Source organism: Thermococcus sp. (assembly GCF_027052235.1).
In the GTDB taxonomy this organism is placed as follows: Archaea; Methanobacteriota_B; Thermococci; order Thermococcales; family Thermococcaceae; genus Thermococcus.
In genome coordinates this window covers 1-22,232 of record NZ_JALUFF010000027.1, presented here as the reverse complement: position 1 = coordinate 22,232, position 22,232 = coordinate 1, and the positions used below count along the sequence as shown (strand labels likewise).

Here is a 22,232-nt window from a genome sequence, read left to right as displayed (position 1 = left end):
GGGTGCCCGTTATGGAGAGGAAAACAGTTTATCGGGTTCTACTGCTCATCGTCCTGTTGCTGGCGGTCGTTTACACGTTCGGCGTCATAGGGGTCGTCCCCTTCCGCTGGAGCGAGTACATAACCATCTTCATGGTGCTCCTCTTCATCGCCCTCCGCTTCAGTAAAGGTCCTCAAGCCTAGACGTCGAGAGGTATAGGAAGAGGAGCGTTAACATCAGGAGCACCAGCAGGGAATAAACGGGGTTGACGACGTCGTAGTAGTGGAGCATGGAAAAGCGCAGGCCCTCGACGGAATACGTCATGGGGGTTGCGAGGCCAACTGCCAGAAACCAGTGGGGGAAGAGGAGGAGCGAAACTATTGCCCCGCTGGTGAACATCATCGGGAGCCTCAGGAGGTTCAGCCAGGTCATTGCGTTTATCGGGTTCTCGACGACGAGGGCTATGTAGAGACCGATGCCTGAGAAGCACATGGCCGAGAGGATCAGGAAGAGGACGAGCAACCAGGGGTTCCAGATTCCGTAGACCATGAAGGGCCTCAGGAAGATAAGGCTCGTGAAGCCAACGAAGAGACCAAAGACCGAACCGACGAGAACCTTGGCGAGGACTATCTCAAGGTAGCCAACCGGCGCCACGAGGAGCCTTTCAAAGGTTCTCAACCTCCTCTCGAAGATAACCGAAGAGGAGACAAAGGAAGTGGTGCCGAAGAGCACCGAGATGCTGAGCAGACCGGGGGCGAGGTGGTCAACGTCGCCGAAGCGTATCGCAAAGGCCAGCGTGAAGACGAGGGGGAACACTATCCCCCAGCTTATTGAACCGGGCTTTAGGACGTATTCCCTGAGCTCCTTCTCGGCCATTGCAAGGATTTTCACAGGGGACACCCCCCGCAGGGACAGCCACCTTCAGTCAGTTCGACGAAAACGTCCTCAATGCTCGGCAACTCGGTGCAGATGTGTTCTATCCTGAATCCCAGCTCGGCCTTGAGGGAAAAGAGGAACTCTATGAACTCATCCGGGTTCTCAACTTCGAGGACGAGGTTGCCCTCTTCAAACGTGGGCTTGTAGGGCTCCAGTCTCTTTAACAATGCTGACGTTATGGGCTCAACGGAGAGACGAACAATTACTCCCCTTCCGACAAGCTTTTTCAGCTCGTTGCGCTTCCCCTCAGCGATTATCTTTCCTTCGCGTATTATGGCTATCCTCTGCGGAATGGTCTCTGCCTCAAGCATGTTGTGGGTTGTCAGGAAGACCGTCATGCCCCTCTTGTTGAGGAGACGTATTAAACCTCTCACGGCCTTCGCAGAGTTTACGTCCAATGCCGTTGTCGGCTCGTCGAGGAAGAGCACCTCGGGCTCGTGTATCAGGGCGGAAGCTATGGTAACCCTCCTCTTGAAGCCCGAGCTCAGCTTCCCGAACTTCGTGTCGGCTGGAAGGTCAAACTCCCTTATCAGCTCGGCGACCCTCTCCCTGGGGGCGTCGTAGAGCTTGGCCATAAAGAGCAGATTTTCTCTAACGGTGAGCTCCTCGTAGAGGTTCGATATGTCCGGAACGAGACCTATTGAGCGCCTGACAGCCAGCCTCTCCGTTTTCACGTTGTAGCCGTTCACGTAGGCCTCGCCGGAGGTTATGGAGGTTAGGGTCGTCAGCATCCTGACGGTTGTTGTCTTCCCTGCACCGTTCGGCCCGAGGAGGGCGTAAGCCTCCCCCCTCTTAACCCTGAACGATATCCCCCTTACAGCCTCAACGTTTCCGTACCTCTTCACAAGGTTCTCGGCGACTATCGCTTCCTCCATAGCAGTGCCCCCAAGAGGAATACCCCAACCAGCAGGCCGGCCAGGATGTAGGGGTTTACGCCGGCTTTCCGGGATTCAACCGTGCTCGACGTTTCGGCTCTAGCGTTCCCGAGAGACCACGCCACTATCACGCTGTAGCAGTTCTGGACGTCGTGGGAGCCGTACTCGGTCAGGAAGTAGCCCCTGGGTGAGAAGGCCACATGGTAGGCGGTGCCGTTGAAGCGCTGGAACCACACCACGCTCCCGTTCTGGCCTATCAGCTCGGCCTCATTGGCGAAGGAGACTGCCGTGTAGTTGTCCTTGGTCGCGACGTCGTAGGCGTAGCCTATGAGGGGAACCGAGTAGATTAACTTCCCGTTTAGCGAAAACAGGGTGACGTTGCCGAAGCTTCCGGCAACGGCTACGGCCTTACCGTCCGAATCAACGGCCCTGGCGTAGCCGTTGAAGTGCCTCCTCCACAGCTCCTTTCCGGTGTTTGTAAAGACCACGAGCTCGCTCCACTCCTCTGACTTTGGCACCACGAGCGCTATAATCCTCTCCCCGGCAACCACAATCTTCCTCACCGCCGAACCGGGGGAACTGCTCCAGAGGGGCTTTCCGTCGAGAGAAAAGGCCCAAATCCCGGAATCGGAGCCAGCGTAGAGGGCTCCTCCGGAGATTACCGCACTCCATGTATAGTTGCCGACCTTCCTCTCCCAGTTGAGCTTTCCGTCCCTGAACAGATAGATGTATCCCGAGGCATCGCCCGCAACAGCGACGGAGCCGTTGTCGCTAACAGAGACCGTAACAACGGCATTTCTCAGCCTGTGCTCCCAGATCGGGCTCTTGGAGTCCTTGAAGGCCTGAACCCAGCTACCCTCCGTGCCTATAACAAGGACGTTGTTTTCCGAGAGGGCTGTGGAGTACGCTATTCCCCTCGTCGGGGCCTTGAGGATAAGCTTACCGTCGGGACTCAGCAGTTCGGCGTAGTAACCAAAGGCCAGCCCTATGTAACCCTCAGAGTTGATGGCCATTGAAAAGACTGCACATGTATCGGAATAGCTCCAGACCTCTGAAGGTGCGGCGTAAACGGGAAGGGCAAGTAAGAGTATCATGATGAGAACGAAGAGAGACCTCATTTCACCACCGGATAAGGTTTGGAGAAGCCCTTAAATCTCTATTGGTTGAAAAGGGGAAAGAGTCAGCCACGAAGGGCATCGTAGGGGAAGTTAACCTTCTCAACGAAGGCCCTGCCTCCCTTGCCCTCGATGAAGACCATAGCCATAGGGTAGTTTATCCTAACCTCAGTCCCGTCCTCCTTTCTGGTGTTCACTGGGGGAAGGATGTACGTCCAGTTGCCCAGATACTTCTCGGGAGGGATGCCCACGATGGAAAGCGTTGTGTTCACCGGGAGGGGAACCAGACGGTAACTCATCCCGAAGGCCTCAACGCTTGGGACTCCCGCACCGATGAGCCTCACGAGGTAACCCTTCTCAGTCCTCTCAACCTCAAAGTTCAGGTTCATGCCGAGGCTCATCTTCGGTTTTCCCCTGTACTCGACCTCAACCGAGACGTAACTGCCGTTCTTGAGAATAGCAGTGAGGGGGAGCATCCTCCAGCCGGAGTCCAGCGGGGGCGAGAACCTATCAGAGGGTATGACGTAAACGCCCTCACCGAGCGGAAAAGCTGGAGTGAGGTTGACGACGTCTTCCGAGACCCTGAGAAGGATTAAAGGGGTCTCGCTCCCCGAGCTGACGGTCTTTTTGGTTCCGATGAGAAAGAGGCTCACGTTGACCTCAAGGTTGAGGGCAGTCCAGTTCTGGATGACTGAGATGTTTGGAGTTTCTTTCACCCGGAGCGAGAACGGGACGGGTTCCTTGGAAAAGCCCATCCTGACGCACCCGACACCGGCGACCGTAGCTAAAAGCAGGAGTAACACAAGCACCACTGCCTGCGTTCTCATGGTTAAAACACCGAAGGGTTTTAGGAGAAAAGGAAATTTAAAGGTTTTGGGCCTCACATGCCCCCGCTGACTGCCAACTCGATTATCCTCCTTATCTCAACGAGGAACTCCATCGGAATGTCCTTCAGCATCGGCTCAAGGAAGCCCTTGACTATTAGCTGGGTCGCCTTCTCCTCGTCGAGTCCACGGCTCATAAGATAGAAGAGCTCCTCCTCGCGTATCTTTCCTATCGCCGCCTCGTGGCTCAGCTCGGCATCATCTACCTTGCTGATGAGTCCGGGATAGGTCTCCATAACCGCTTTGTCGCTCATCAGCAAAGCATCACAGCTTATGTGGCCCTTCGTCTTTGGAGCCTCAGCCGTTATTATACCGCGCGTTATGACCCTGCTCTCGTCCATTATTACCGCTTTGCTCGCGTTTATTCCGGCTGCGCCTTTACCCTGGAGGTACATCTCTCCGCCGAGATCAACGTACCAGTCCTTCTGGCCGAGGAGGATGCCGTTAAGCTCGACGTAGCCATTTTCATCCACCCAGTACTTCGGGTTGGCGGTGTTGCTCTTGCCCGTTCCCAGCCCGACGGTGGTGTTTATGAAGCGCGCGTTCTTCCCTATCCTAGCTCTCGTCATAGGTCTCGTGTGGACGTATTCAGGCCAGTTCTGCAAAACGGTGAGTTGGCCCTTGGCGTTTTCGCCGAAGTATGCCTCGGTCATGTCGAGGTGGAGCGAGTGTCTGACGAGTATCGGCGCTGTACAGCCCTCAATAAGGTGGAACTCCGTGTTGGGTTCGGCGATTATGATTATGTGCGGTGCCTGAGCTAATGCACTCTCCTGGATTAAGAAGAACAGGTGAAGCGGGAAGGGAACCTTTAATCCTTCTTTGACGTAAAGGAAGATTCCACCGTTCCACACCGCCGTGTGATATGCTGTCAGCTTGCTTTCATCAACGCGGAAGAGCCTGAGGAAGTGCTCCCTTACTATATCTGGATATTTCCTGACGGCCTCCTCAGTCGGGAGGACGATGAGACCCTTCTTAGCCCACTCCTGAAGGAACTGGTTGTAGATAACGCCGGTGTCGGTCTGAACCGCTAAGCCGGCTATGTATTTCTGCTCGACCTCGCTTATGCCGAGTCTGTCCAAAAGGGCCTTCATCTCGGGCGGCAAATCCTCAAGGCTTTCAATGTGCTCTGGAACCCCTTCAACTTCAGGCTTCGCTATGAAGTGGAGTAAATCCTCCTCGCTTATCACGGGGTCGTTGTGGGGCGCCCTCTCAAAGGCTTCCAGAGCCTTGTAGCGAATCCTCGTCATCCACTCGGGCTCTTTGTTCCTCCTCGCGAGTTCTTCAATCTGGTTCTCTATTATGGCCTTCGCATCACTCATGGTTATCGTCTCAGTCATCGCAACCACACTCCTCGAATATAACTTGGAAGCCCTTCTCCTCAATCTCTCTCACGAACTCACCACCGCGGTTCATAACTATCCTCCCATCCCTCATGACGTGAACCTGGAAGGTGCTTGGGTCGAGGTGGCCGAGAATTCTTCCGTAGTGGGTGATCAGGAGTATCGCCGTCCCTTTCCGGTGGAGCTCCTCTATCTTCCTGCTTATGACGCTCAGCGAATCAACATCAACGCCACTGTCAGGCTCATCGAGGATGAGGAGCTTTGGCTCTATAAGGAGTGCCTGAAGGAGTTCGAGCCTCTTTCTCTCCCCACCGGAGAAGCCTACGTTTACGTAGCGGTGGAGGTCTTCCTCGGTGAACCAGAGTTCCTTTGCCTTCTCAACTATCATGTCGTAGGCCTTAACGGGGTCGATGCTCTTAAGCTCCACAAGAACCTGCTGGAGGAACTCGATTATCTTTACCCCCTCCACCTCCGGAGGAACCTGGAATGCCAAAAAGATTCCCCTCTTGGCCCTTTCGTCAGGACCGAGCCCGTTGATTTCCTCTCCCTCGAAGAGGATTCTGCCCTCGGTTATGGTGTACTTTGGATGGCCGGCTATCGTTAATGCCAGCGTTGATTTTCCGCTCCCGTTCGGTCCCATTATCACGTGGAACTCGCCGGGTTCAACTGAGAGGTCAACGCCCCTCAGTATCTCCTTGTCCTCAACTGAAACGTGAAGGCTCTCAACTTTGAGCATTAGCTCACCTCCGTGGGTAGCGTTCATGGGACGTTTTTTAAGAATTTCTGGACAGAAATGGGAAACAAATATCAGAAGAGGGGGAGGCTCTCCCTTATCTTCCTCAGGAGCTCGTCCTTGGCGGGAGAGTCCTCAAGGGCTATCTCAAGCACCTCGTCTATCCTCTCCACAGGGTAAATCTCTATTCTCTCGGCCTTGTCCGGGCTGAGGAAGACGTCCTTCTCGTTGGCCTTGGGGATTATGACCTTCTTTATCCCGGCCTCTATGGCCGCCTCTATCTTGGGTGTTGCGCCCCCAATGGGGAGAACTTCACCGCGGACGCTTAGCGAACCCGTCATGGCAACGTCCTGCCTTATGGGGATGTTCTCAAGGGCCGAGATAACGGCCGTTGCAACGCTTATGCTTGCCGAGTCCCCTTCAACGCCCTCGTAGGTCTGGAGGAACTGGACGTGGATGTCGTAGCGGCTTATGTCCTCGCCCTTGTAGCGCTTGATTATCGCCGAGACGTTCTGGACGGCCTCCTTCGCTATCTCGCCGAGCTTTCCGGTGACTATTATCTTGCCCTCCTCCTTGCTTGCCGCTGGAGCGACTACGGCCTCTATCGGCAACACTATACCGCTGGCCTCCCCAATGACGGCCAGACCGTTGACCCTTCCTATCTCGCTCCCCTCGGTCTTTATGACCTGGTACTCCTTCTTCCTCTCGATATACCAGTCGGCAAGCTGTTTCTCCAGTGGTTTCGCCAGTTTGAGGGCCTCAAGGACGTCCTCCCTCTCGACGTACCTCTTGCCCTTCTTGACCGCTATGTCGCCAGCAGCTCTGACTATTCCACCCAGATCGCGAAGGCGGAGCGTGAGGTGGCCCTTCCTTCCTGCCCTCTTCTGGGCTTCTCTAACTATCTCCTCAACGGCATCCCTTGTGAAGTGGGGAATCTTGCCATCACGCTTTACCTCCTGAGCAACGAACTGGACTAGTTTTCTTCTGTTCTCTATCGTGTCTGGCATAGTGGTGCGCATGTAGACCTCGTAACCGTAGCCCCTTATACGGGAGCGAAGAGCGGGATGCATCTTGTCCACTGTATCAAGGTTTCCGGCAGCGACGAGGATGAAATCACACGGCACCGGCTCAGTTCTCACCATGGCACCGCTCGAAAGCTCGCTCTGGCCCGTTATGGGAAACTTCTTCTCCTGCATCGCCGTGAGGAGGCTCTGCTGCATCTTCAGGCTTAGCGTTGCTATCTCGTCTATGAAGAGGACGCCCTTATGGGCGCGGTGTATCATTCCGGGCTCAACGCGCTCGTGGGCCGGCGTGCCGAGTCCGCCTGAGTTCTTGACGAAGAGGCCGTTGGCGAGCAGGTTGCCCTTCTCCGTGGTGAGGTTGTAGGTTACCTCAACTTCCTCCCAGGTCTCGATGAACGTTCTCCTTTTGCCCTTCAGAATCTTTTCAAACTTCTTTCTCAGCTCGTCGGCTCTCTTGGCATGTCTTGATTCCTTTGCCCCCTCAAGGTATTTCCTGACCTCCTCCAAGAACTTCGTCCTCTTTGCGGGGGAGAGAGTTATCGGTACAAATTCGAGGAAGGTTAGGACGTTGTCTACTGACTGGGAGAGGATTAACCTGACCTTGTGCTTGCCCTTTGCCTCGTCAATCCTGAGCTTTGCCTCGATTCCGAAGAGGCCCAGATACCATGCCAGCTCCTCGAAGAAGGGAACTTTCTTTTCGAGCTCATCGGTGAGTTGGGCTATCTCAAGGGTTCCGTTGAACTTTATGCCCTCCCCATACACTGCAAACCTCGGAACGCTACCGTCTCCGCTGTAGAGACCGTCGAAGAAAGCAAGGAAGAGGGAGGGCTTGAGCCTTATCCACCACGGAATTTCAAGTTTTACCTCTGTTTTATTGCCCGTGGGTGCGCCGAGGGCCACGAAGAACCTTATTATCCTCCTATCCCACGTTCTGAAGAGGATACTCCTCCCCCTAGCTTGGCGGTTCTCCTTTATCTCATAGTTAAACTCGCCGAAGAGCTCTCTAAGCATCTCCACGAACTTTTCAACCGCTTCTCTTTCGCTGGAGATGAAGCTGAGCGTGTTGAGGTTCTTGTCTATGCTACCGTCGCTGAAGAGAGCCCCCATGAGGAGGGCGATTTTTTCGAGTCTCTCATCCTCGCTAGTGAGTGGAAGGAGGCCAAGCTTTCTGAGCTCCTCGGCCATTTTCAGGGACTTTGGCTTTGCTCCTTTTTCCCACCAGCGGAGCGTGCTGACCTTTATGCCCAGTTCCTTGGAGGCTCTCTTGTAGCCGTGACCGGTTTTTTTCCGATACTCCTTCCAGCGAGAGTATTCCCTGATTTTCTCTTCCTCGCCGTAGGTTCTTGCAATGGAGAACTCATCAAGAATTACCAGTGGATGCCTAACTAGCTCGTCCTCGGAGGTTATCTCCCCTGCCTCTTTGAGGCCCGTAAGGGTGTAAACCTTATGCTCGGGCGTAAGGGTGAACCAGTAGTCCTTCTCCAAGTTAACCACTCGTCTCAGTTTCTGCTTTCCCAACCTCTTGTTCGCGTAGAGAAGCTTTGTAAAGCCATCCTTTGTGAGCACCTCAACGTTTTTGTCCCTGAAGTCGTGGTAGACGACCTTAATGTCCCCGTCCATACCCTCTCCTGAAGGGTCCTTTAGGGCCCCTTCAACGAAGTTTTTGAGCTTAAGAGCCATTATTCTGCCGTTTTCCCTGATAACAATGCTCTCCTTCCCGCTAAAGCACTGGAACGGGTCGTGTCTGACATCGCCGAGCAGAGCACCGGCGTGTGCGCCGGTTGCGTCAACGAAGGGAGCTTTGCTCCTTCCGCAGTTGTCAACGAGTAGTTTGGGCACCAGAACGGTGTTGCGGAAGCGCATGTTGGAGAGGGCCATCATGGTCAGTATGATGACGAAGAGGCCCATCAGGAGTGTAGTCGCTGAGAACTGGAGGAAGAGGGCGAACATCACCGTCAGCATGACGAAGAGCAGTATGTAGGACTTTATGCTCTCCTGACTCTTGGCCTTCTCGCGATACTTCTGAACTATCCTCCTTCCCTGGCAGGCCGGGACAGTTTTGATTTTAGGCATGTTCTCATCTTCCGGATTGGGGAAGACCAGTATGTCCTCAAGGTTCTCCGTGGGTAAGAGTTCTGCCATCGCCTGACCAAGCATTGACTTTCCGGTTCCGGGTTCGCCTATGAGGAGGACGTGTCTTTTCTGGGTGGCTGCGGTCTTTATAACCTCCACGGCGTGATCCTGGCCGATGACCTGGTCTATGAGCTTCTCGGGAACCCTGATTTCCTCAGTCGTATTGAAATCAACCCCTAGCTCAAGACTCTCCCCGTACTCACGTGGGGTGAACCCATCAACCTTCTCCTCACCCATTTCCAGTCCCTCTTCTACCTACTAAGTCCCAATGCTCGGGCCCACTTATAACCTTTATCGAGCCTAGAAAAAGATAAAAGAAGGGAGCGAGAAGTCTGAACGGTGGGGGTTATGAGGGTTGAAGACCACGTCGCGTTCACGGCAAGGCACCTTGACTGGGAAGTCGCGAAGAAGCTCACCGAGATGGAGGATGAAAAGATAGCGCTCTTCCTGTCGGCAGTTTCGAACTCCGTCAACGAAAGGATTCCCTTCTACTTCGGAGAGGTTCTCGACGTCGAAGGGCTTACTTCCCTCGCTGAAGAGCTGAGGAGAGAAAACCTCACCGAAACCGTAATGCTCCTCAAGTCCCCGGGCACTGCCAGAAAGCTTGGGGCCCTCGTAAAGGAAACCGATAAGAAGCTGAAGAAGCTCCTCGTCGATGCCTCCAGGGCCCTCCTCGTCAGGGAAGCCCTGCGCGGTATAGCGCCCGTTGACTACCCGGGGGGTAGTTTGAAGGGAGTTGAGGTTGAGTTCCCCTTCGAGGGGCCCCACGTGAACTTCACCGCAAAGCACGGCAGGTGGATAGTCGTCAAGAGGCTCATAATAGACGAAAAAACCCCGATGGTTGACGTTGCCAGATTGCTGGCGAGCATAAACGAGACCGCGACGCTGAAGATACCCGCTTACGCTGGAATCAACATCGAGGGCATCGAGAAGGAGTTCCCATTCAAGAAGGTCAAGAAGGGCGACATACCAAAGGTCATAGAGGCCTACGAGGCACTGGAGGTTGAGGCCTTCGCGGAAGAGCCCTTCATCGAACACGCCCGCGTCTTCGCGCTCCGCACGGCCCTCGGTAAGATAGGCCTCCCCCTGGACGTCCCCTCGAAGAACCTTGAGAAGTACCTTGAGAAGAAAGTATGATGACGCCGAGGACACCCGAGGGAAGCCAATGAGGACTCTTCGCTTCGCTGACGCCAGATAGAGTCCCACACCGATTTATTTTCTATTTTGAAGCTTTTTCTTACCTTATGAACTGGAACACTTCCCGAAAAGTTTTTAATAACATTTGTGAACTAATATCCCGGGGGTGATGGGTATGGTGAGCAGGGTTCCCGTTTACACCGAAAACGCTCCCAAGCCGATAGGGCCATACAGCCAGGGGATAATCGCCCACAATCCGGACAAGGTAATATTCGTTTCGGGCCAGATACCAATAAACCCCGAGACGGGAGAGCTGGTAAAGGGCGACATCAGAGTCCAGGCGAGGCAGGCAATAGAGAACCTCATAGCAATACTTGAGGCAGCGGGGGCGACGGTTGATGACGTCGTCAAGGTGACCGTTTACCTCGACGACATAAAGGACTACGAGGAGTTCAACAGGGTTTACGAGGAGTACTTCGGCCATTCGAAGCCAGCGAGGGCCGTCGTTGAGGTCTCGAAGCTCCCCAAGGGAGTCAAGGTCGAAATCGAAGCGATAGCCGTGCTGTGATTTCGAAGCCTTTTTAACCCAGGACTCCCCTTTTTCCACCATGAGGGAAGTGAAAATAAGGAGGGAACTCCTGGAGTACCTTCTCGAACTAGCCAGAAACGCCTATCCAAACGAGTTTGCAGGCTTCCTGCGGGAAAAGGACGGGGTCTTTGAAGAAGTCCTGATAGCCCCAAACCCCCACTCGGGTCCCCGTTCGGTTTTCTTCGATACGTGGATGCTCCCCTACGACGAGAGCGTAAAGGGGACCGTACACTCTCATCCATCTCCAAACCCTCACCCTTCCGAGGCCGATCTTGAGTTCTTCTCAAAGTTCGGAGGGGTTCATATAATAATAGCCTGGCCCTTCACCGAGGAGAGCGTGAGGGCCTACCTGAGCGATGGAAGCGGGGTCAGGATAAGGATTGTCGAGTGATTCAATTGAAAAATCTTATTAGGAGATTGTTCCTTTATTCCTCTGGTGAACGGCAATGAAGGTTAAGGAAATCGTGGAGAAGCTTAACGAGAGGCAGAAGAAGACTGTAAGAAAGTGCATCGAAAACTGCGGGCTTCCCGAGCTTGAAGCAGAGGTCGAGGCAGAGGTTCCAACGGACGTCATCGAGTTCCTGAAGGTTATAGCCAACCCCCTCCGCTTCAAGATACTCAAGATGACCCGCGACCACTGGCTCTGCGTCTGTCTTTTAGCTCAGGTTCTTGAGGCCGACCAGACCCTCATAAGCCACCACCTCAGAACCCTGAAGAGGCTTAACCTAGTTGAGGAGAGGAGAGAGGGCAGGATGCACTTCTACCGCGCAAGGAGGGACGTGATAGAGAACTACCTCAAGAAGGTCGGGGTGGAGTTGCTTGGTGAATGAGGAGCAGAGGGCCGTTGATGAGCTCGTGAAGGAGCTCGGTGGCTACTGGAAGCCCTTTGAGATGCTCGCCGCTCTGGTTGAGGAGGTAGGCGAGCTGGCAGATGCAATGCTGGCCTTTGAGGGCGTCAAGGGAAAAGCTGACAGGGAGAAAGTCGAGGAGGAGTTGGGGGATACACTGTTTGCCCTAATCTGCATAGCCAATTACTACGACATAGACATCAGGGGAGCAATACTGAAAAGCGTTTCAAAGTATAGGGCCAGGGACGGATGAACGAACATGTTCATGTTACACACCGTTAAAATTTTTTCCCGGAATCTCCGAACCTTTTCCTTATTAGGATGACCTAATGAGACATTTGAAGGGTATTAACCAAAACCTTTTTATACAGAATATCAAACCAAGAATGAGAAACAAACGGAGGTGGGCACATGGTTGATAAAATAACCCCCATAGACCTTCGTATTTTAAAGTTGCTGTCCAAGAATGCACGCCTCACATACAAGGAGCTTGCCGAAATGCTCGGAACAACGAGGCAGAGAATTTCACGGAGAATGAACCGGCTTGAGCAGAACGGTGTCGTTCTCAGGTACACAGTAATTCCGAACTATGACCTCCTCGGCTACATCCACGTTATCCTCGGCGTCACCGTAAAGCCTGGTATCGACCTTGACGAGGTCATAAAGGAGCTTGAGAAGGATGAAAACGTGAAGATAATCCAGCGTGCCCTCGGCTCCCACAACCTCGTGCTTCACATTATAGGGCCGAAGGACATGAAGGAGCTTGAGAAAATAATTTCCGGGGTTACGAAGAAGATACCCGGGATAGACAATCTCGACATCACCTTCATAACAGAAACCGTCAAGTTCGAATCCCTCTGATTTCCTTTCTCTTCTTCATGGTAATGGAAAAGCGTAATAAATCCCCACCATAACAAGGCCCGGGTGTGCAGTGATGCTGGAGCGGCTCCTCATTGACGGTGCAGTGGTAACAGTACTCGGCCTCGGTTCCTACAAGATGAGGGCCCTTGATGGCAAGGGGGCAACGGCGGCGGCAATTCTTGGCCTCATAGTCATCGAGTTCGGGGGTGTTTATCCATTTCTCGCCCTGTTCACGTTCGTTGCACTAGGAGTGGTAGCCACCAAGTACCGCTACCGGGAGAAGGCAAAGCTCGGCCTCGCTCAGTCCAACGGTGGAATAAGGAGCTGGGGCAACGTCCTTGGAAACGGCCTCGCACCCCTTCTATTTGTCCTCCTTGAGGTTCTCCTCAAACAGGACGCCCTCTGGGCCGGAACCTTTGCGAGCATAGCAACCGTCAACGGGGACACCCTCGCGAGCGAGCTTGGAAAGGTATTTGGCAAGAGACCCCGGCTGATAACAAACTTCAAGCCTGCCAAACCCGGGACGAACGGTGCTGTATCATTGGAGGGGGAAATTTTCGCCTTTCTGGGGGCTATTACGATAGCGCTCTTTGCGCTTCCGCTCACAGCCGACAAGCTCAGGATGTTGCTCGCGGTTACTCTCGGAGGATTCATAGGGGTTAACATCGATAGTCTCATCGGGGCAACCCTCGAAAACAGAGGGATAACGGACAATAACTCAACGAACTTTCTGGCAAGCCTTCTGGGCGGAATAACCGGTGCGCTGGCCTTCTTCATAATGGGCGGATGATGACTACGGCGGATTCCCGAGCGGTGAGGACGACCTTAGGGTCTGACGCCAAAAAAGAAAAAGTCACTCTTCACCCTTTCTCAAAAACTCCTCGTAAATCCCCCAGAGGGAAACGAGTGTCGCCGGAATTCCATGTTCGGTGGCGAAGGTCATGTATGGAGCGAGGTCAACGACGTAATCGGCGAACCTGAAGAGACCGCGGGGTATTCCCTCGCGGGAGCCTATGAAAACCACTATCTCCCTGGCGTAGTGCATGTCCCTCGCGAGCTTCTCCTTGACTTCCGCCAGCGTGGGCCCCTTCGGGTCGGTTATTATCAAAAGCCTCTTGTTCCTCCTCTTGTCCCTGACGACCTGATAGAGGTCCCATAAAGAAACGGGAACCTTCTCCACCTTCCAGGGATAGGCATCCTTCTGAACCCTATACCTGCTCTCCTGGCCGACCTTGACACCGCGGAGGAACTCCATAAGCTCAAAGGCGTCCATCTTCTCCTTGGGGGCTATTATGAGTTCCTTGACCTCAAAGGCTTGGGCAGCCCTGCCGATTTTCTCCCCAAACTTCCTGCAGGCCTTGTAGTCGCCCCAGTAGGGCATCTGGACAACCGTGAGCTTGGAGAAGAGCTTCCTCGCGTCTATCTTGTCCGGGGTGTACTTCCTGAACTCCTCGCCGGGCAGAACGGAGACGTAGGCTTTATCTCCGATTATCTCGACGTGGACGACTTTGTCGGGCCAGCTCAGGTTAACATCTGCCCCGGTAAGCTCCCTCACCCTTGCCCCGAGAACCCTGTTGACGTCGATGCTCGAAAAGTTGTGCTTTCCGCGCCTCTTGGTTTTCACCGCGAAGGTCTCGTTCTCACTTATGAGGGGAGCTATCGCCTCGGCCGTGCCTGCTATCGCCTCCAGATCGGCCGGAACTTCCTTCAGAACCGGAATTACGCGCTCGACCTCCGGTACCTCAAGAAGCTTTTCCTCCGCTTTGCTGTCATCTGTCTCGACGAGAACAAGCCCTGTGTAGCCCATTGGGGCTATCCATACCTTGGCATCGGGGAGGATTTCTTTGATGTAGTTGCCGGCGACGGCCTCCATGTCACGCTGGGTCTTGACTAGGAACTTCATGATGGCACCTCCGGGAAAATCGACGGAAGGATTAAAAAGCGTGCCGGTTGAGTAGAAGAGACCGGGGCCTCAGGCCCCCGGCTCGGCGAGAACCTTTATCTTCCTGACCTCTGCGCGCTTTATCGGGTATATCTTCCTCGCTTCCTTGGCTATCTCGCTGGCTATCTGGCCGTTCACCGACTGAAGGACGAAGTCAGCGAAGTTAAGCTCCTCGGCCTTCTTGTAGATGATGTCCTGGATTATTTTCCTTATGGCCCTCTCCTGACTGGTCTGTATGCGCCTGTAGGCTATTACCATGCCCATAACGCGAAGCTTGTAGCCGTCCTTGGTGGTGATGTTGAATATGCCGTCAACTCTCGTCGTCCTCCTCCTGACGAGGGAGCGAATGTAGCTCCTCGCAAGGGTGTGGCCCTTGAACTTGGTGTAGGCGTTCTGCCCCTTCACGTCGTAGACCTGGAAATAGAGCTTGACGTGGCTCTTGGTGAAGTCTCCCGTGAGGTCCCTCAGGGTGGTCTCAACAACCCTACCTATGACCTTTTCGGGATCGTCAGCCGGGGTAAGGCCTATCTCCTTGCTCCCGAAGAACTCGGGGGCGTAGACGATGTACCAGTCCTTCATCTTCCACTTGTCCTTTGCCGCGGCGGCCCTACGCCTTGGGTTACCCTTTGCCATCTTAACACCTCCACTTCACACCTTTTCGGTCATTTCCTCCGCGATCTTGACCGAAAACACTAAATCATCGAGCGCTTTGATGAGTGTCTCAATCTCGCCCGAGTATTTAACCTTTGTTATAACGTCTCCATCAACCCATCGGGTTACCACATTTAAACTTTTCTTTAGCCCCTCCGGGATCGCCTCGTTGTCAACCTGAACGGCCCGGGCAACGGCTTCCGCCTTCCGGCGGTCACGGTAGTGCCAGACCAGCTCGACGGAAGCTTCAATCTTCACCCTGCTTCCCCTCCACCTGTCTGGCAAGGGCCTCGTTCAGCAACTTTATGAAGTCCTCTATCCTGTCCCTCGGGAACCTTATGCCGGCCGCTATGGCGTGGCCCCCTCCTTCGCCACCGAGCTTTTCGGCGACTTCCCTCAAGGCCTCCCCGAGGTGATAGCCCTTCTCCAGGGCCCTCTCTGTGGTTCTTGCGGAGCCCTTTACCAGATTCTCGTCCTCCTCGCTGTCGGCCAGCACGACCACGGGCTTTTCCGGATTGGCCAGGCCAGCGTTTATCGCCATGTTAGCCGCTATTCCGACGAGGGTGTCCCTGATGTTCTTTCCAGCATAGAAGACGTAAGCATGCTCTCCCTCCTCAACCATGCTCCAGTTCTGGATTATGAACTTCCTCGCCTCTATCTGCTCCCTCTTGTACTCCTCAAGCATCTTGACTGCCTTCTTGAAAGCGTCCTCGTCGCCAAGGCAGATGGCAACGCCGAGGGTTCCAGCGTTTAGGCGACCCGTCGCGTTCAGCAGGGTTGCGAACTCCCTAGCCTCGTGCCTCGGGTCGCCCTCAGGGTAGAGGGGACTAACCACGACGTCACCGATGAGTCTGTCTATGGCCTCCTTAGGCGAGGCGTGCTTTATCATGTGAACCAGAAGGGCCTCGTGGAGCTTTCTCTTCTCTTCCTCCCGCAACTGCCAGTACTTCAGCTCGGGGTCAAAGCCCCTGCTCCTGAGCCACTCTATGGCCTTCCTCTCGTCGCCCGTTATCTCCGGTATCTCCGGGTTGGTCGCATAGGCAAGCATCTGATAGAGGGGCCTGCTCTCCCTTCCGAAGAGCCTTAGCTCCTTCCTGACCTCAAGGATTCCAAGTTTTTTCCCGTCCTCGATTATTTCGAGGTTGAGGCCATGAAAGGTTCCGTCTATTTCCTGCATGTCCCCAACTGCGCCGACCGTGGCTATGTAGGCAGAGTCCATGTTCTTCCCCTTCATCTCCCTGGCAACGAAGTAGGCAACACCGGAACCGCTTAAATCGCGAACGCTGTTGGCCCCGAAGGGGACTGGGTTCACGAGGACGTGGGAATCACTGGAGAAGTCCCCTTCAGGGGGATGATGATCAGCCACGACAACGGTGGCAAAGTCGAGCTTCTTCTCTATGAGGCCGATTGAACCACTCCCTAGGTCGCTGAAAACGTAGATTTCCCTTCGCTCCTTGGCGAGCTCCTCGATGAGGTCTTCGCTGACCTGCTTGACAATGCTGAGCTGAAAGCTCCCGCCCTCCCTCGCGACAGCCTTGGCCAGAATCGCGCCAGCGGTTATTCCATCGGCGTCGCGGTGGGAGATGAGCCTTATGGTGTGGCCTAACTCGATGTGCATCTTGATTAGCTCCGCACCCTCCCTGACCCGCTCCAAAAAGGCCTCCCTGTCCATGGTATCACCGCAAGAAGAAGAAAGGGATTAACGAACGAGCAGCTTTGCCTTCTCAGGATCGTAGCGCCACTTTGCGGGCAACTTTCCGGTTCTCCTGTAGTACTTGACGAGTCTCCTTATCTTGCTCTCGATGAGCTGGAGGCCCCTCCTTGAGTGCTTGTCCTTCGGGTGCATCTCAAGGTGCTTCCTCAGGTTAACTGCCCTCCTGATAAGGGCCATGAGGTCCTCCGGTATCTCCGGGGCAAGGCCATTCTCCTCAAGGATCTTGGTTATCTTCTTCCCCGTCACAAGCTTAACGCTCGGGATGCCGTACTGATCCCTGAGGATTGTCCCTATCATGGCCGTGCTGTAGCCTTCCTTCCTGAGCTTTACAACGAGAGCCTCGACCTCCTCCGCCGTGTACTCAATCCAGGTCGGCGGAGCGGTCCTCGGAGGCTTCTTTGAGCCTGACTTACCCCTCTTTCTCGCGTGTATCCTTGCCATACGAACACCTCCCGGTGACGGCCAGCTCCCGCCAGCCGCCCCTTCGGCTTGGAATCGAAACCGGCTTTAAAAGGTTTGCCGTTACGATGTATGGCAGATTACCTCGCCCCTCCCCCTTCCCCTCCAGCTACACATGTCAACGAGGTTTCCATGGGAGTCATAAAGATAAGCTGTATCACCCCTATTTCTCCAGACAGGCCTTCTCATTCCCCAGTATAGGTCGGTCTCCGTATTGGTTCCCCTTCCCGTGTGAATTGTGACCGTTGCCCCCGGCTGCAGAACGAAGGGGGGAAAGATAAAGGGGTGTCTCCTGCTTCTCCTGCCGTTACCCAGAAGCTTCCAGCCCGTCAGGTTGGCAGGCTCATCACCGATGTTCTTCAGGACGACATATTCATCATTCAAATCAAATATGTCGGGAATAAAACGTCCACCAGCATCATAGTGAACCTTCAATATGACAACTTTCGCCCCCTCAGCTGTCCAGACCTCTACCTCAGGCACGGACTCAACGGCGTTCATAACAGCCCTGATGGTGAAGAGTATTATGACCAGAGAAACAGCTATGATGAGAAGATACTCAAGCGTGCCCTGTCCTTTTTTCATCCCATACCACCATTTCAGATTTGGACGATAAAGTATATAGGGGTTTCCCAGAAATGTGGCTTGCAAAATTCAATTGAGAATAAGGAAAAGAAAATGTCGTCGAATGGAACGATTTGGAACGTTTTTACAGGCAACGTTTCACCGTATCCTTAATAACCCCAAACGCAGTAGTGAAAACGGTGGGGACACGTGAGAAAGACATGTTCAACCCTCCTGCTGATTGGTATACTCATCACCTCACTGCTTCCGGTCTCCCTTGTCCAGGGAGATGGAGCAAAAGCACCCGAAGGGCTTCCAAAAGCCTCGCTTGAGCTACTCCGGATACTCAACATAACCTCTGGTTACGTCTCATCGCTGATAGACAACGAGAGCCAGGAGAAAGTTACCGAACTCTATCAAAACGCCTCCGAGCTGAAAAAACTTGCGGAGAAGCTGTACTCCGAGGGGAACTACACCGGGGCGATGAAAGTAGCAATCGAGGCCATGCACCTCTACAAGGCGATACTCGTCTCGATCCGCGTTGGAGAAACCCCCGGAAATGAAATACTGGCAAGAGCACTCGTTGAGCTCCACATAACAGAGCACGCCCTAAAATACGCCAACAGAACTCTGAAAAGGCTCTGCCACGGAGGAGGAAACTGCATCCTCCTTAGGGAGAACTACAACGAGACCCTGAGGGCATTCCTGAAGGTGAAGGAAGACGTTGAAAAGAAGAACTACACCGCGCTCGGGGCAGACCTACAGATGATGGTCAAGGCCAGGAAATCCCTTGAGGAAGCGATGAGGGTCTCAATGAAGTTTGCCGTCGAGAGAAACACCCCACTGCTTGTGGAGGCCCAGCTGAGGGCCCTTGACAAACTCATAGCGAGGCTTTCCGCTCTCAACACCAGCGACCCCGAAATGAGGGAACACATAGCCGAGCTGAAGAGCGAGAGGGTCCTGCTCCTTGAGGCACTCAAAGAGAACAACCCGCAGAAAGCCCTTGAAATACTGAAGAGCCTCAGGATGGAGGTCATGAGAACAATACGGCTAATTGGGCGTGAGAAGAGAGCCGGCGAAGGACAGTGGAAGTTCCCGGAAAAACCCGATAAACGAGGGCAGAACGGGAGCAGAAAAAGAGGACATGGGGGAAACCATTGAACTCCAGTTTTCCTTTGAGAACCTTCAAAAATACTCGGGAGGTAGTGCGGAATGAGAAAAGTCATCCTCACAGTGCTCCTGACCTTTATCATCCTCTCACCTGCGAATGCACAGGGAAGTTTCAACTCAATAAGCATAGAGGTTTACAACACCGGTTACGTCAGAGTCACGGAGATTTTTGTCCCCTCAAACGTTACAGTGGTAATTGAAGTTCCCCTCCTGACTAAGGACGTAGAGGCCTTGAGTGTGGCTGACGAGAACGGGAACCCAGTTCCCTTCGAGCAGAACGGGAGTACCGTCGAAGTTTACCTGACCGCCAACGTGAGCTTTCTCAACATTACCTACTTTACCACCGAGCTGACTTCCAAACAGGGAGACGTGTGGACTTTGACCTTCAGCTCACCGATTCCGGTGACGGTAACGTTCCCCTCCGGAACCGTCATAGTTGACCTGAGCGACGTCCCCCTGAAGATTTCAGGAAACTCGATAACGATGCCCCCCGGAAACCAGAGCATATCTTACACTCTACCTCTACCGATAACCGAAACTACAACCGAAACCAGCACAACATCAACCATTACGGAGACATCAACCACCAAAACCACATCATCGAGCACCACCAAAACCTCAACTACAGCCCAGACCTCATCCGAGAGCAGGAGCAGCAGCTCAAGTCCCGCCCCCACTTCCTCCCCCTGGCCGGTGCTCGGGGCGGTCGTTCTGGTGCTCCTCGCCGGGGCAGGTTTCTTCCTGTGGAATAGGTCGGGAAAAGGGAACACTGAGGGTGAGGATGAACTCGTTGAGAAGCTGAAGGCCCTCGACCTGAGCGAGGAAGAAATGGAGGCCCTCCTCTATATCCACAGGCACGGAGGAAGGGCTAGGCAGGCAGATGTGAGAACCGCCCTCGGACTGCCCAAGACCACAGCATGGAGGATGTTCAACAGGCTAGCCGAGAGGGGACTCGTGAGGATATACAAAAAAGGCAAGGAGAACTGGGTAGAGCTAAAGCTCTGAAATCTTCCCTTGTTTTTTAGATATCTTTGTTTAAAGCCTCCATTCGGTTGAATGGAATCATCTGAAACGTTTGTTCCACTGGAGTCCTCAAATAGGAGTTGAGCCAAGCTGGTAACGGTGATCGGCATGAAGAGGGGTCTGGCACTGGCGGTGACCCTCTTGCTGGTAGGTAGTGTTATACCACTGGGCCTCGCCACCAACACAACCGCGAGCAACGCGACCGGAAGCACCTCTGTGCTCCTTGACAACACCACCAGGGAAGGGGTCATAGCAACGCAGCTAATCAAGGAGCTCCAGAGGTTGGCCAGCTTCGCCGAGAAGAAGATAGAACCGATTAAGGACAGGCTCCCTCAGAACTCAAGCATAATCAAGTATTACGAGCTGGCCGAGGAGTACAGAGGGAAGGCCCTTGAGGAGTACAACGAGAGCGACTACCACAACTCAATCCTCGACTCCCTGACTGCGATGCACTACTACAAGAGGGCTCTCTCAAGGCTCAGAGAGGGCAGGGAAAGAGTTGAAGAGGCGAAAGCCCACGTTAGGGCACAGGCTGAAAGGATGAACGAGTACCTCGCCTTCGTGAGAAAGGTCATAACTCTGGCGCAGGAACAGGGAATTGACATCACCAACCTGAGCAGGGCCTACAACGAGACCGTCGAGGCCTACAAGACAGTTCTGAACGACCTCAGAGAGAAGAACCTGACCAGAGCTAGGGAAGACCTTGAGGTTCTCAGAGAGAAGATGATACTCCTCAACAACGAGTTCAGAATGGTTCGCCGGGAGCTGGCCTACAAGAACGCCGACAAGATAGTCAGCGCCTTCCTCAGAAAGGGCGAGAGGGGAATCGAGATAGCAGAGAAGGCCATAGAGTTTGGAGAGAATAAAGGCTACAACGTTACCGAACTCAAGGAGAGACTGGACGCCTTCAAGGCCCTCTACGAGCAGGTCAAGAACCTCTCGGCTGAAGGGAAGTACGACGAGGCACTCTCTCTTATTCAGGAGAACGGGGAGACCATAGCGAAGTTCCACGGGGCAATAACCTTCGTTATGAGGAAGGTTCATGAGAGGGAAGTCCAGAAGAGAGCCAGGAACATGAAGGCTTTCCTCAGAGAGATAGCTGACAGGATTCAGAAGGACAGGAGAGCCCTTGAGGGGCTTGAAAAGAAGGGCGTCGACACGAGGAGGGCGGAGCTCCAGCTGAAGGTTGCGGTGGAAGAGCTGAAGCTGGGAGTAGAGCTCGCAAGGCACGGGGAGCCAGCGAAGGCCAAGGCGCACTTTGAGATTGCCCTTGACCTGCTGAACCGCGTCGAGGGCTTCATCCTCACCCACTCCTGACCTTTCTTTTTGAGGGGGGCTGATAGAGTGGAGGGGAAAATAAGCGTCGTCCTGCTCATATCCCTCATCTTTTACGGGCTGGTTAGTGCCCAGTATACCACCTCTTCCCTCGTTCTGACCGTTTATGAAGACGGCTACGTGAAGGTCAACTACGAGTTGCTCCCCGATGAATACGTCTCCCAGATGGAGGTTCAGCTCCTCGGTGCTCACATTGAGGACGTAATGGTTGAGGACGAGAACGGAAATCCCCTGGACTATCAGCTCAACGGCAACGAACTCATGGTCTTCACTGACAACGCCAGCGTCGTAAACATAACCTACTACACCCCCGACCTGACCTCGAAGCAGGGAATCGTGTGGACGCTCAACCTGTCCTCCCCAGAGCCCTTCACGGTCGTCCTCCCTGAAAACGCTGTCGTCGTTGACCTCAGCGACATCCCCCTCCAGATAGCGGGCAACAGGATAACGATGCCCCCGGGGAACCAGAGCATCTCTTACACCCTGAGCGAGAGAGTGACAACGTCGGGAGCAGGTGGAACAGCAGAAAATACCGCTGGAAGGTCAGTTACCATTCTCCTCGTCCTTGTGGGTATCGCCCTTGCAGGGGGCGCGACGTATCTCGGAATGAAAAAGAAATCAGGGGGCTTCGGCGGCAGAATGCCAACGAGGGAGGAGTTTGAGGAGAGACTTAACAACCTCGACCTCAGCGAGGAGGAGAAAAGGGCATTGCTCTACCTCTTCGACAGGGGTGGAAGGGCGAGCCAGGCGGAGGTCAGGGAAGCCATAGGACTTCCGAAGACGACCGCATGGAGGATGTTCAAGAGGCTGGAGAAGATGGGTCTCGTGAGAATTCTTAAAGGGAAGAAGGAAAACTGGGTGGAGCTGAGGTTCTGATCACCTTATCCTCGCTCCCAGCTTTACTTCTTTGTCCGGCATGAGC

25 protein-coding genes are annotated in these 22,232 nt (G+C 54.0%); 12 read left to right on the top strand and 13 right to left on the bottom strand.

Annotated features, from left to right (window positions below):
- Positions 1-2 precede the first annotated feature (2 nt).
- The gene (locus MVC73_RS02575; RefSeq protein ID WP_297506916.1) at positions 3-182 is read left to right on the top strand and encodes a hypothetical protein; all 180 of its coding nucleotides are present in this window, start codon (positions 3-5) and stop codon (positions 180-182) included.
- Here the strand turns inward: MVC73_RS02575 and MVC73_RS02570 are convergent.
- The 7 genes from MVC73_RS02570 to lonB form a co-directional block, all read right to left on the bottom strand.
- Positions 160-870 carry an ABC transporter permease gene (locus MVC73_RS02570; protein WP_297506604.1) on the bottom strand — a complete coding sequence of 237 codons (711 nt, stop codon included), beginning with the start codon at positions 868-870 and terminating at the stop codon, positions 160-162. The genes MVC73_RS02575 and MVC73_RS02570 overlap by 23 nt on opposite strands.
- Complete coding sequence (locus tag MVC73_RS02565; protein ID WP_297506602.1) at positions 867-1,790, bottom strand: ABC transporter ATP-binding protein; 924 nt, start codon at positions 1,788-1,790, stop codon at positions 867-869. Before MVC73_RS02565 ends, MVC73_RS02570 begins: the two co-directional genes overlap by 4 nt.
- Positions 1,775-2,908 (bottom strand): PQQ-binding-like beta-propeller repeat protein, encoded by a 1,134-nt coding sequence (locus MVC73_RS02560; RefSeq protein WP_297506600.1) that lies wholly within the window; start codon positions 2,906-2,908, stop codon positions 1,775-1,777. Before MVC73_RS02560 ends, MVC73_RS02565 begins: the two co-directional genes overlap by 16 nt.
- 62 nt (positions 2,909-2,970) lie before the next feature.
- On the bottom strand, positions 2,971-3,732 hold the full coding sequence (locus MVC73_RS02555) for a hypothetical protein (RefSeq protein ID WP_297506598.1): 762 nt from the start codon (positions 3,730-3,732) through the stop codon (positions 2,971-2,973).
- Positions 3,733-3,785: 53 nt separating this feature from the next.
- Complete coding sequence (locus MVC73_RS02550) at positions 3,786-5,126, bottom strand: SufD family Fe-S cluster assembly protein (RefSeq protein WP_297506597.1); 1,341 nt, start codon at positions 5,124-5,126, stop codon at positions 3,786-3,788.
- On the bottom strand, positions 5,119-5,865 hold the full coding sequence (sufC, locus tag MVC73_RS02545; RefSeq protein WP_297506595.1) for a Fe-S cluster assembly ATPase SufC: 747 nt from the start codon (positions 5,863-5,865) through the stop codon (positions 5,119-5,121). The genes MVC73_RS02550 and sufC overlap by 8 nt, the downstream gene beginning before the upstream one ends.
- 71 nt (positions 5,866-5,936) lie before the next feature.
- Positions 5,937-9,254, bottom strand: coding sequence for an ATP-dependent protease LonB (gene lonB, locus MVC73_RS02540; protein ID WP_297506593.1), 3,318 nt, complete (start codon positions 9,252-9,254; stop codon positions 5,937-5,939).
- Between the two features lie 111 nt (positions 9,255-9,365).
- On the opposite strand from lonB, the gene MVC73_RS02535 reads away from it, so the two are divergent.
- The 7 genes from MVC73_RS02535 to MVC73_RS02505 all read left to right on the top strand — a co-directional run bounded on the left by MVC73_RS02535 (position 9,366) and on the right by MVC73_RS02505 (position 13,242).
- Complete coding sequence (locus MVC73_RS02535) at positions 9,366-10,154, top strand: DUF2666 family protein (RefSeq protein ID WP_297506847.1); 789 nt, start codon at positions 9,366-9,368, stop codon at positions 10,152-10,154.
- A 175-nt stretch (positions 10,155-10,329) separates the two neighbouring features.
- On the top strand, positions 10,330-10,722 hold the full coding sequence (locus tag MVC73_RS02530) for a Rid family detoxifying hydrolase (RefSeq protein ID WP_297506845.1): 393 nt from the start codon (positions 10,330-10,332) through the stop codon (positions 10,720-10,722).
- Between the two features lie 40 nt (positions 10,723-10,762).
- On the top strand, positions 10,763-11,134 hold the full coding sequence (locus tag MVC73_RS02525) for a Mov34/MPN/PAD-1 family protein (protein ID WP_297506591.1): 372 nt from the start codon (positions 10,763-10,765) through the stop codon (positions 11,132-11,134).
- 55 nt (positions 11,135-11,189) lie between these two features.
- Positions 11,190-11,573, top strand: a complete 384-nt coding sequence (locus MVC73_RS02520; protein WP_297506590.1) for a metalloregulator ArsR/SmtB family transcription factor — start codon at positions 11,190-11,192, stop codon at positions 11,571-11,573.
- Positions 11,566-11,844 (top strand): MazG nucleotide pyrophosphohydrolase domain-containing protein, encoded by a 279-nt coding sequence (locus tag MVC73_RS02515; RefSeq protein ID WP_297506588.1) that lies wholly within the window; start codon positions 11,566-11,568, stop codon positions 11,842-11,844. Before MVC73_RS02520 ends, MVC73_RS02515 begins: the two co-directional genes overlap by 8 nt.
- Positions 11,845-12,002: 158 nt before the next feature.
- Positions 12,003-12,452 carry an Lrp/AsnC family transcriptional regulator gene (locus MVC73_RS02510; protein ID WP_297506587.1) on the top strand — a complete coding sequence of 150 codons (450 nt, stop codon included), beginning with the start codon at positions 12,003-12,005 and terminating at the stop codon, positions 12,450-12,452.
- 73 nt (positions 12,453-12,525) lie between these two features.
- Positions 12,526-13,242 (top strand): TIGR00297 family protein, encoded by a 717-nt coding sequence (locus tag MVC73_RS02505; RefSeq protein ID WP_297506585.1) that lies wholly within the window; start codon positions 12,526-12,528, stop codon positions 13,240-13,242.
- A gap of 63 nt (positions 13,243-13,305) precedes the next feature.
- Here MVC73_RS02505 and MVC73_RS02500 read toward each other — a convergent pair whose 3' ends face one another.
- The 6 genes from MVC73_RS02500 to MVC73_RS02475 all read right to left on the bottom strand — a co-directional run bounded on the left by MVC73_RS02500 (position 13,306) and on the right by MVC73_RS02475 (position 17,803).
- Complete coding sequence (locus MVC73_RS02500; RefSeq protein ID WP_297506583.1) at positions 13,306-14,355, bottom strand: SPOUT family RNA methylase; 1,050 nt, start codon at positions 14,353-14,355, stop codon at positions 13,306-13,308.
- Positions 14,356-14,424: 69 nt separating this feature from the next.
- Positions 14,425-15,027, bottom strand: coding sequence for a 30S ribosomal protein S3ae (locus MVC73_RS02495; RefSeq protein ID WP_297506581.1), 603 nt, complete (start codon positions 15,025-15,027; stop codon positions 14,425-14,427).
- A gap of 15 nt (positions 15,028-15,042) precedes the next feature.
- Positions 15,043-15,303, bottom strand: coding sequence for a KEOPS complex subunit Pcc1 (locus MVC73_RS02490; protein ID WP_297506579.1), 261 nt, complete (start codon positions 15,301-15,303; stop codon positions 15,043-15,045).
- Positions 15,293-16,717: a DHH family phosphoesterase gene (locus MVC73_RS02485; RefSeq protein WP_297506577.1), complete on the bottom strand. Its 1,425-nt coding sequence runs from the start codon at positions 16,715-16,717 to the stop codon at positions 15,293-15,295. Before MVC73_RS02485 ends, MVC73_RS02490 begins: the two co-directional genes overlap by 11 nt.
- Positions 16,718-16,744: 27 nt before the next feature.
- A complete protein-coding gene (locus MVC73_RS02480; protein ID WP_297506575.1) occupies positions 16,745-17,200 on the bottom strand; it encodes a 30S ribosomal protein S15 in 456 nt (151 codons plus the stop codon).
- An 81-nt stretch (positions 17,201-17,281) separates the two neighbouring features.
- Complete coding sequence (locus MVC73_RS02475; protein WP_297506573.1) at positions 17,282-17,803, bottom strand: lamin tail domain-containing protein; 522 nt, start codon at positions 17,801-17,803, stop codon at positions 17,282-17,284.
- Positions 17,804-17,992: 189 nt separating this feature from the next.
- On the opposite strand from MVC73_RS02475, the gene MVC73_RS02470 reads away from it, so the two are divergent.
- The 4 genes from MVC73_RS02470 to MVC73_RS02455 all read left to right on the top strand — a co-directional run bounded on the left by MVC73_RS02470 (position 17,993) and on the right by MVC73_RS02455 (position 22,186).
- The gene (locus MVC73_RS02470) at positions 17,993-18,943 is read left to right on the top strand and encodes a hypothetical protein (protein ID WP_297506572.1); all 951 of its coding nucleotides are present in this window, start codon (positions 17,993-17,995) and stop codon (positions 18,941-18,943) included.
- A 51-nt stretch (positions 18,944-18,994) separates the two neighbouring features.
- Positions 18,995-19,957, top strand: coding sequence for a MarR family transcriptional regulator (locus tag MVC73_RS02465; RefSeq protein WP_297506571.1), 963 nt, complete (start codon positions 18,995-18,997; stop codon positions 19,955-19,957).
- Between the two features lie 126 nt (positions 19,958-20,083).
- Positions 20,084-21,292: a hypothetical protein gene (locus tag MVC73_RS02460; RefSeq protein ID WP_297506569.1), complete on the top strand. Its 1,209-nt coding sequence runs from the start codon at positions 20,084-20,086 to the stop codon at positions 21,290-21,292.
- A 27-nt stretch (positions 21,293-21,319) separates the two neighbouring features.
- On the top strand, positions 21,320-22,186 hold the full coding sequence (locus MVC73_RS02455) for a helix-turn-helix domain-containing protein (protein ID WP_297506567.1): 867 nt from the start codon (positions 21,320-21,322) through the stop codon (positions 22,184-22,186).
- Positions 22,187-22,232: the final 46 nt, after the last annotated feature.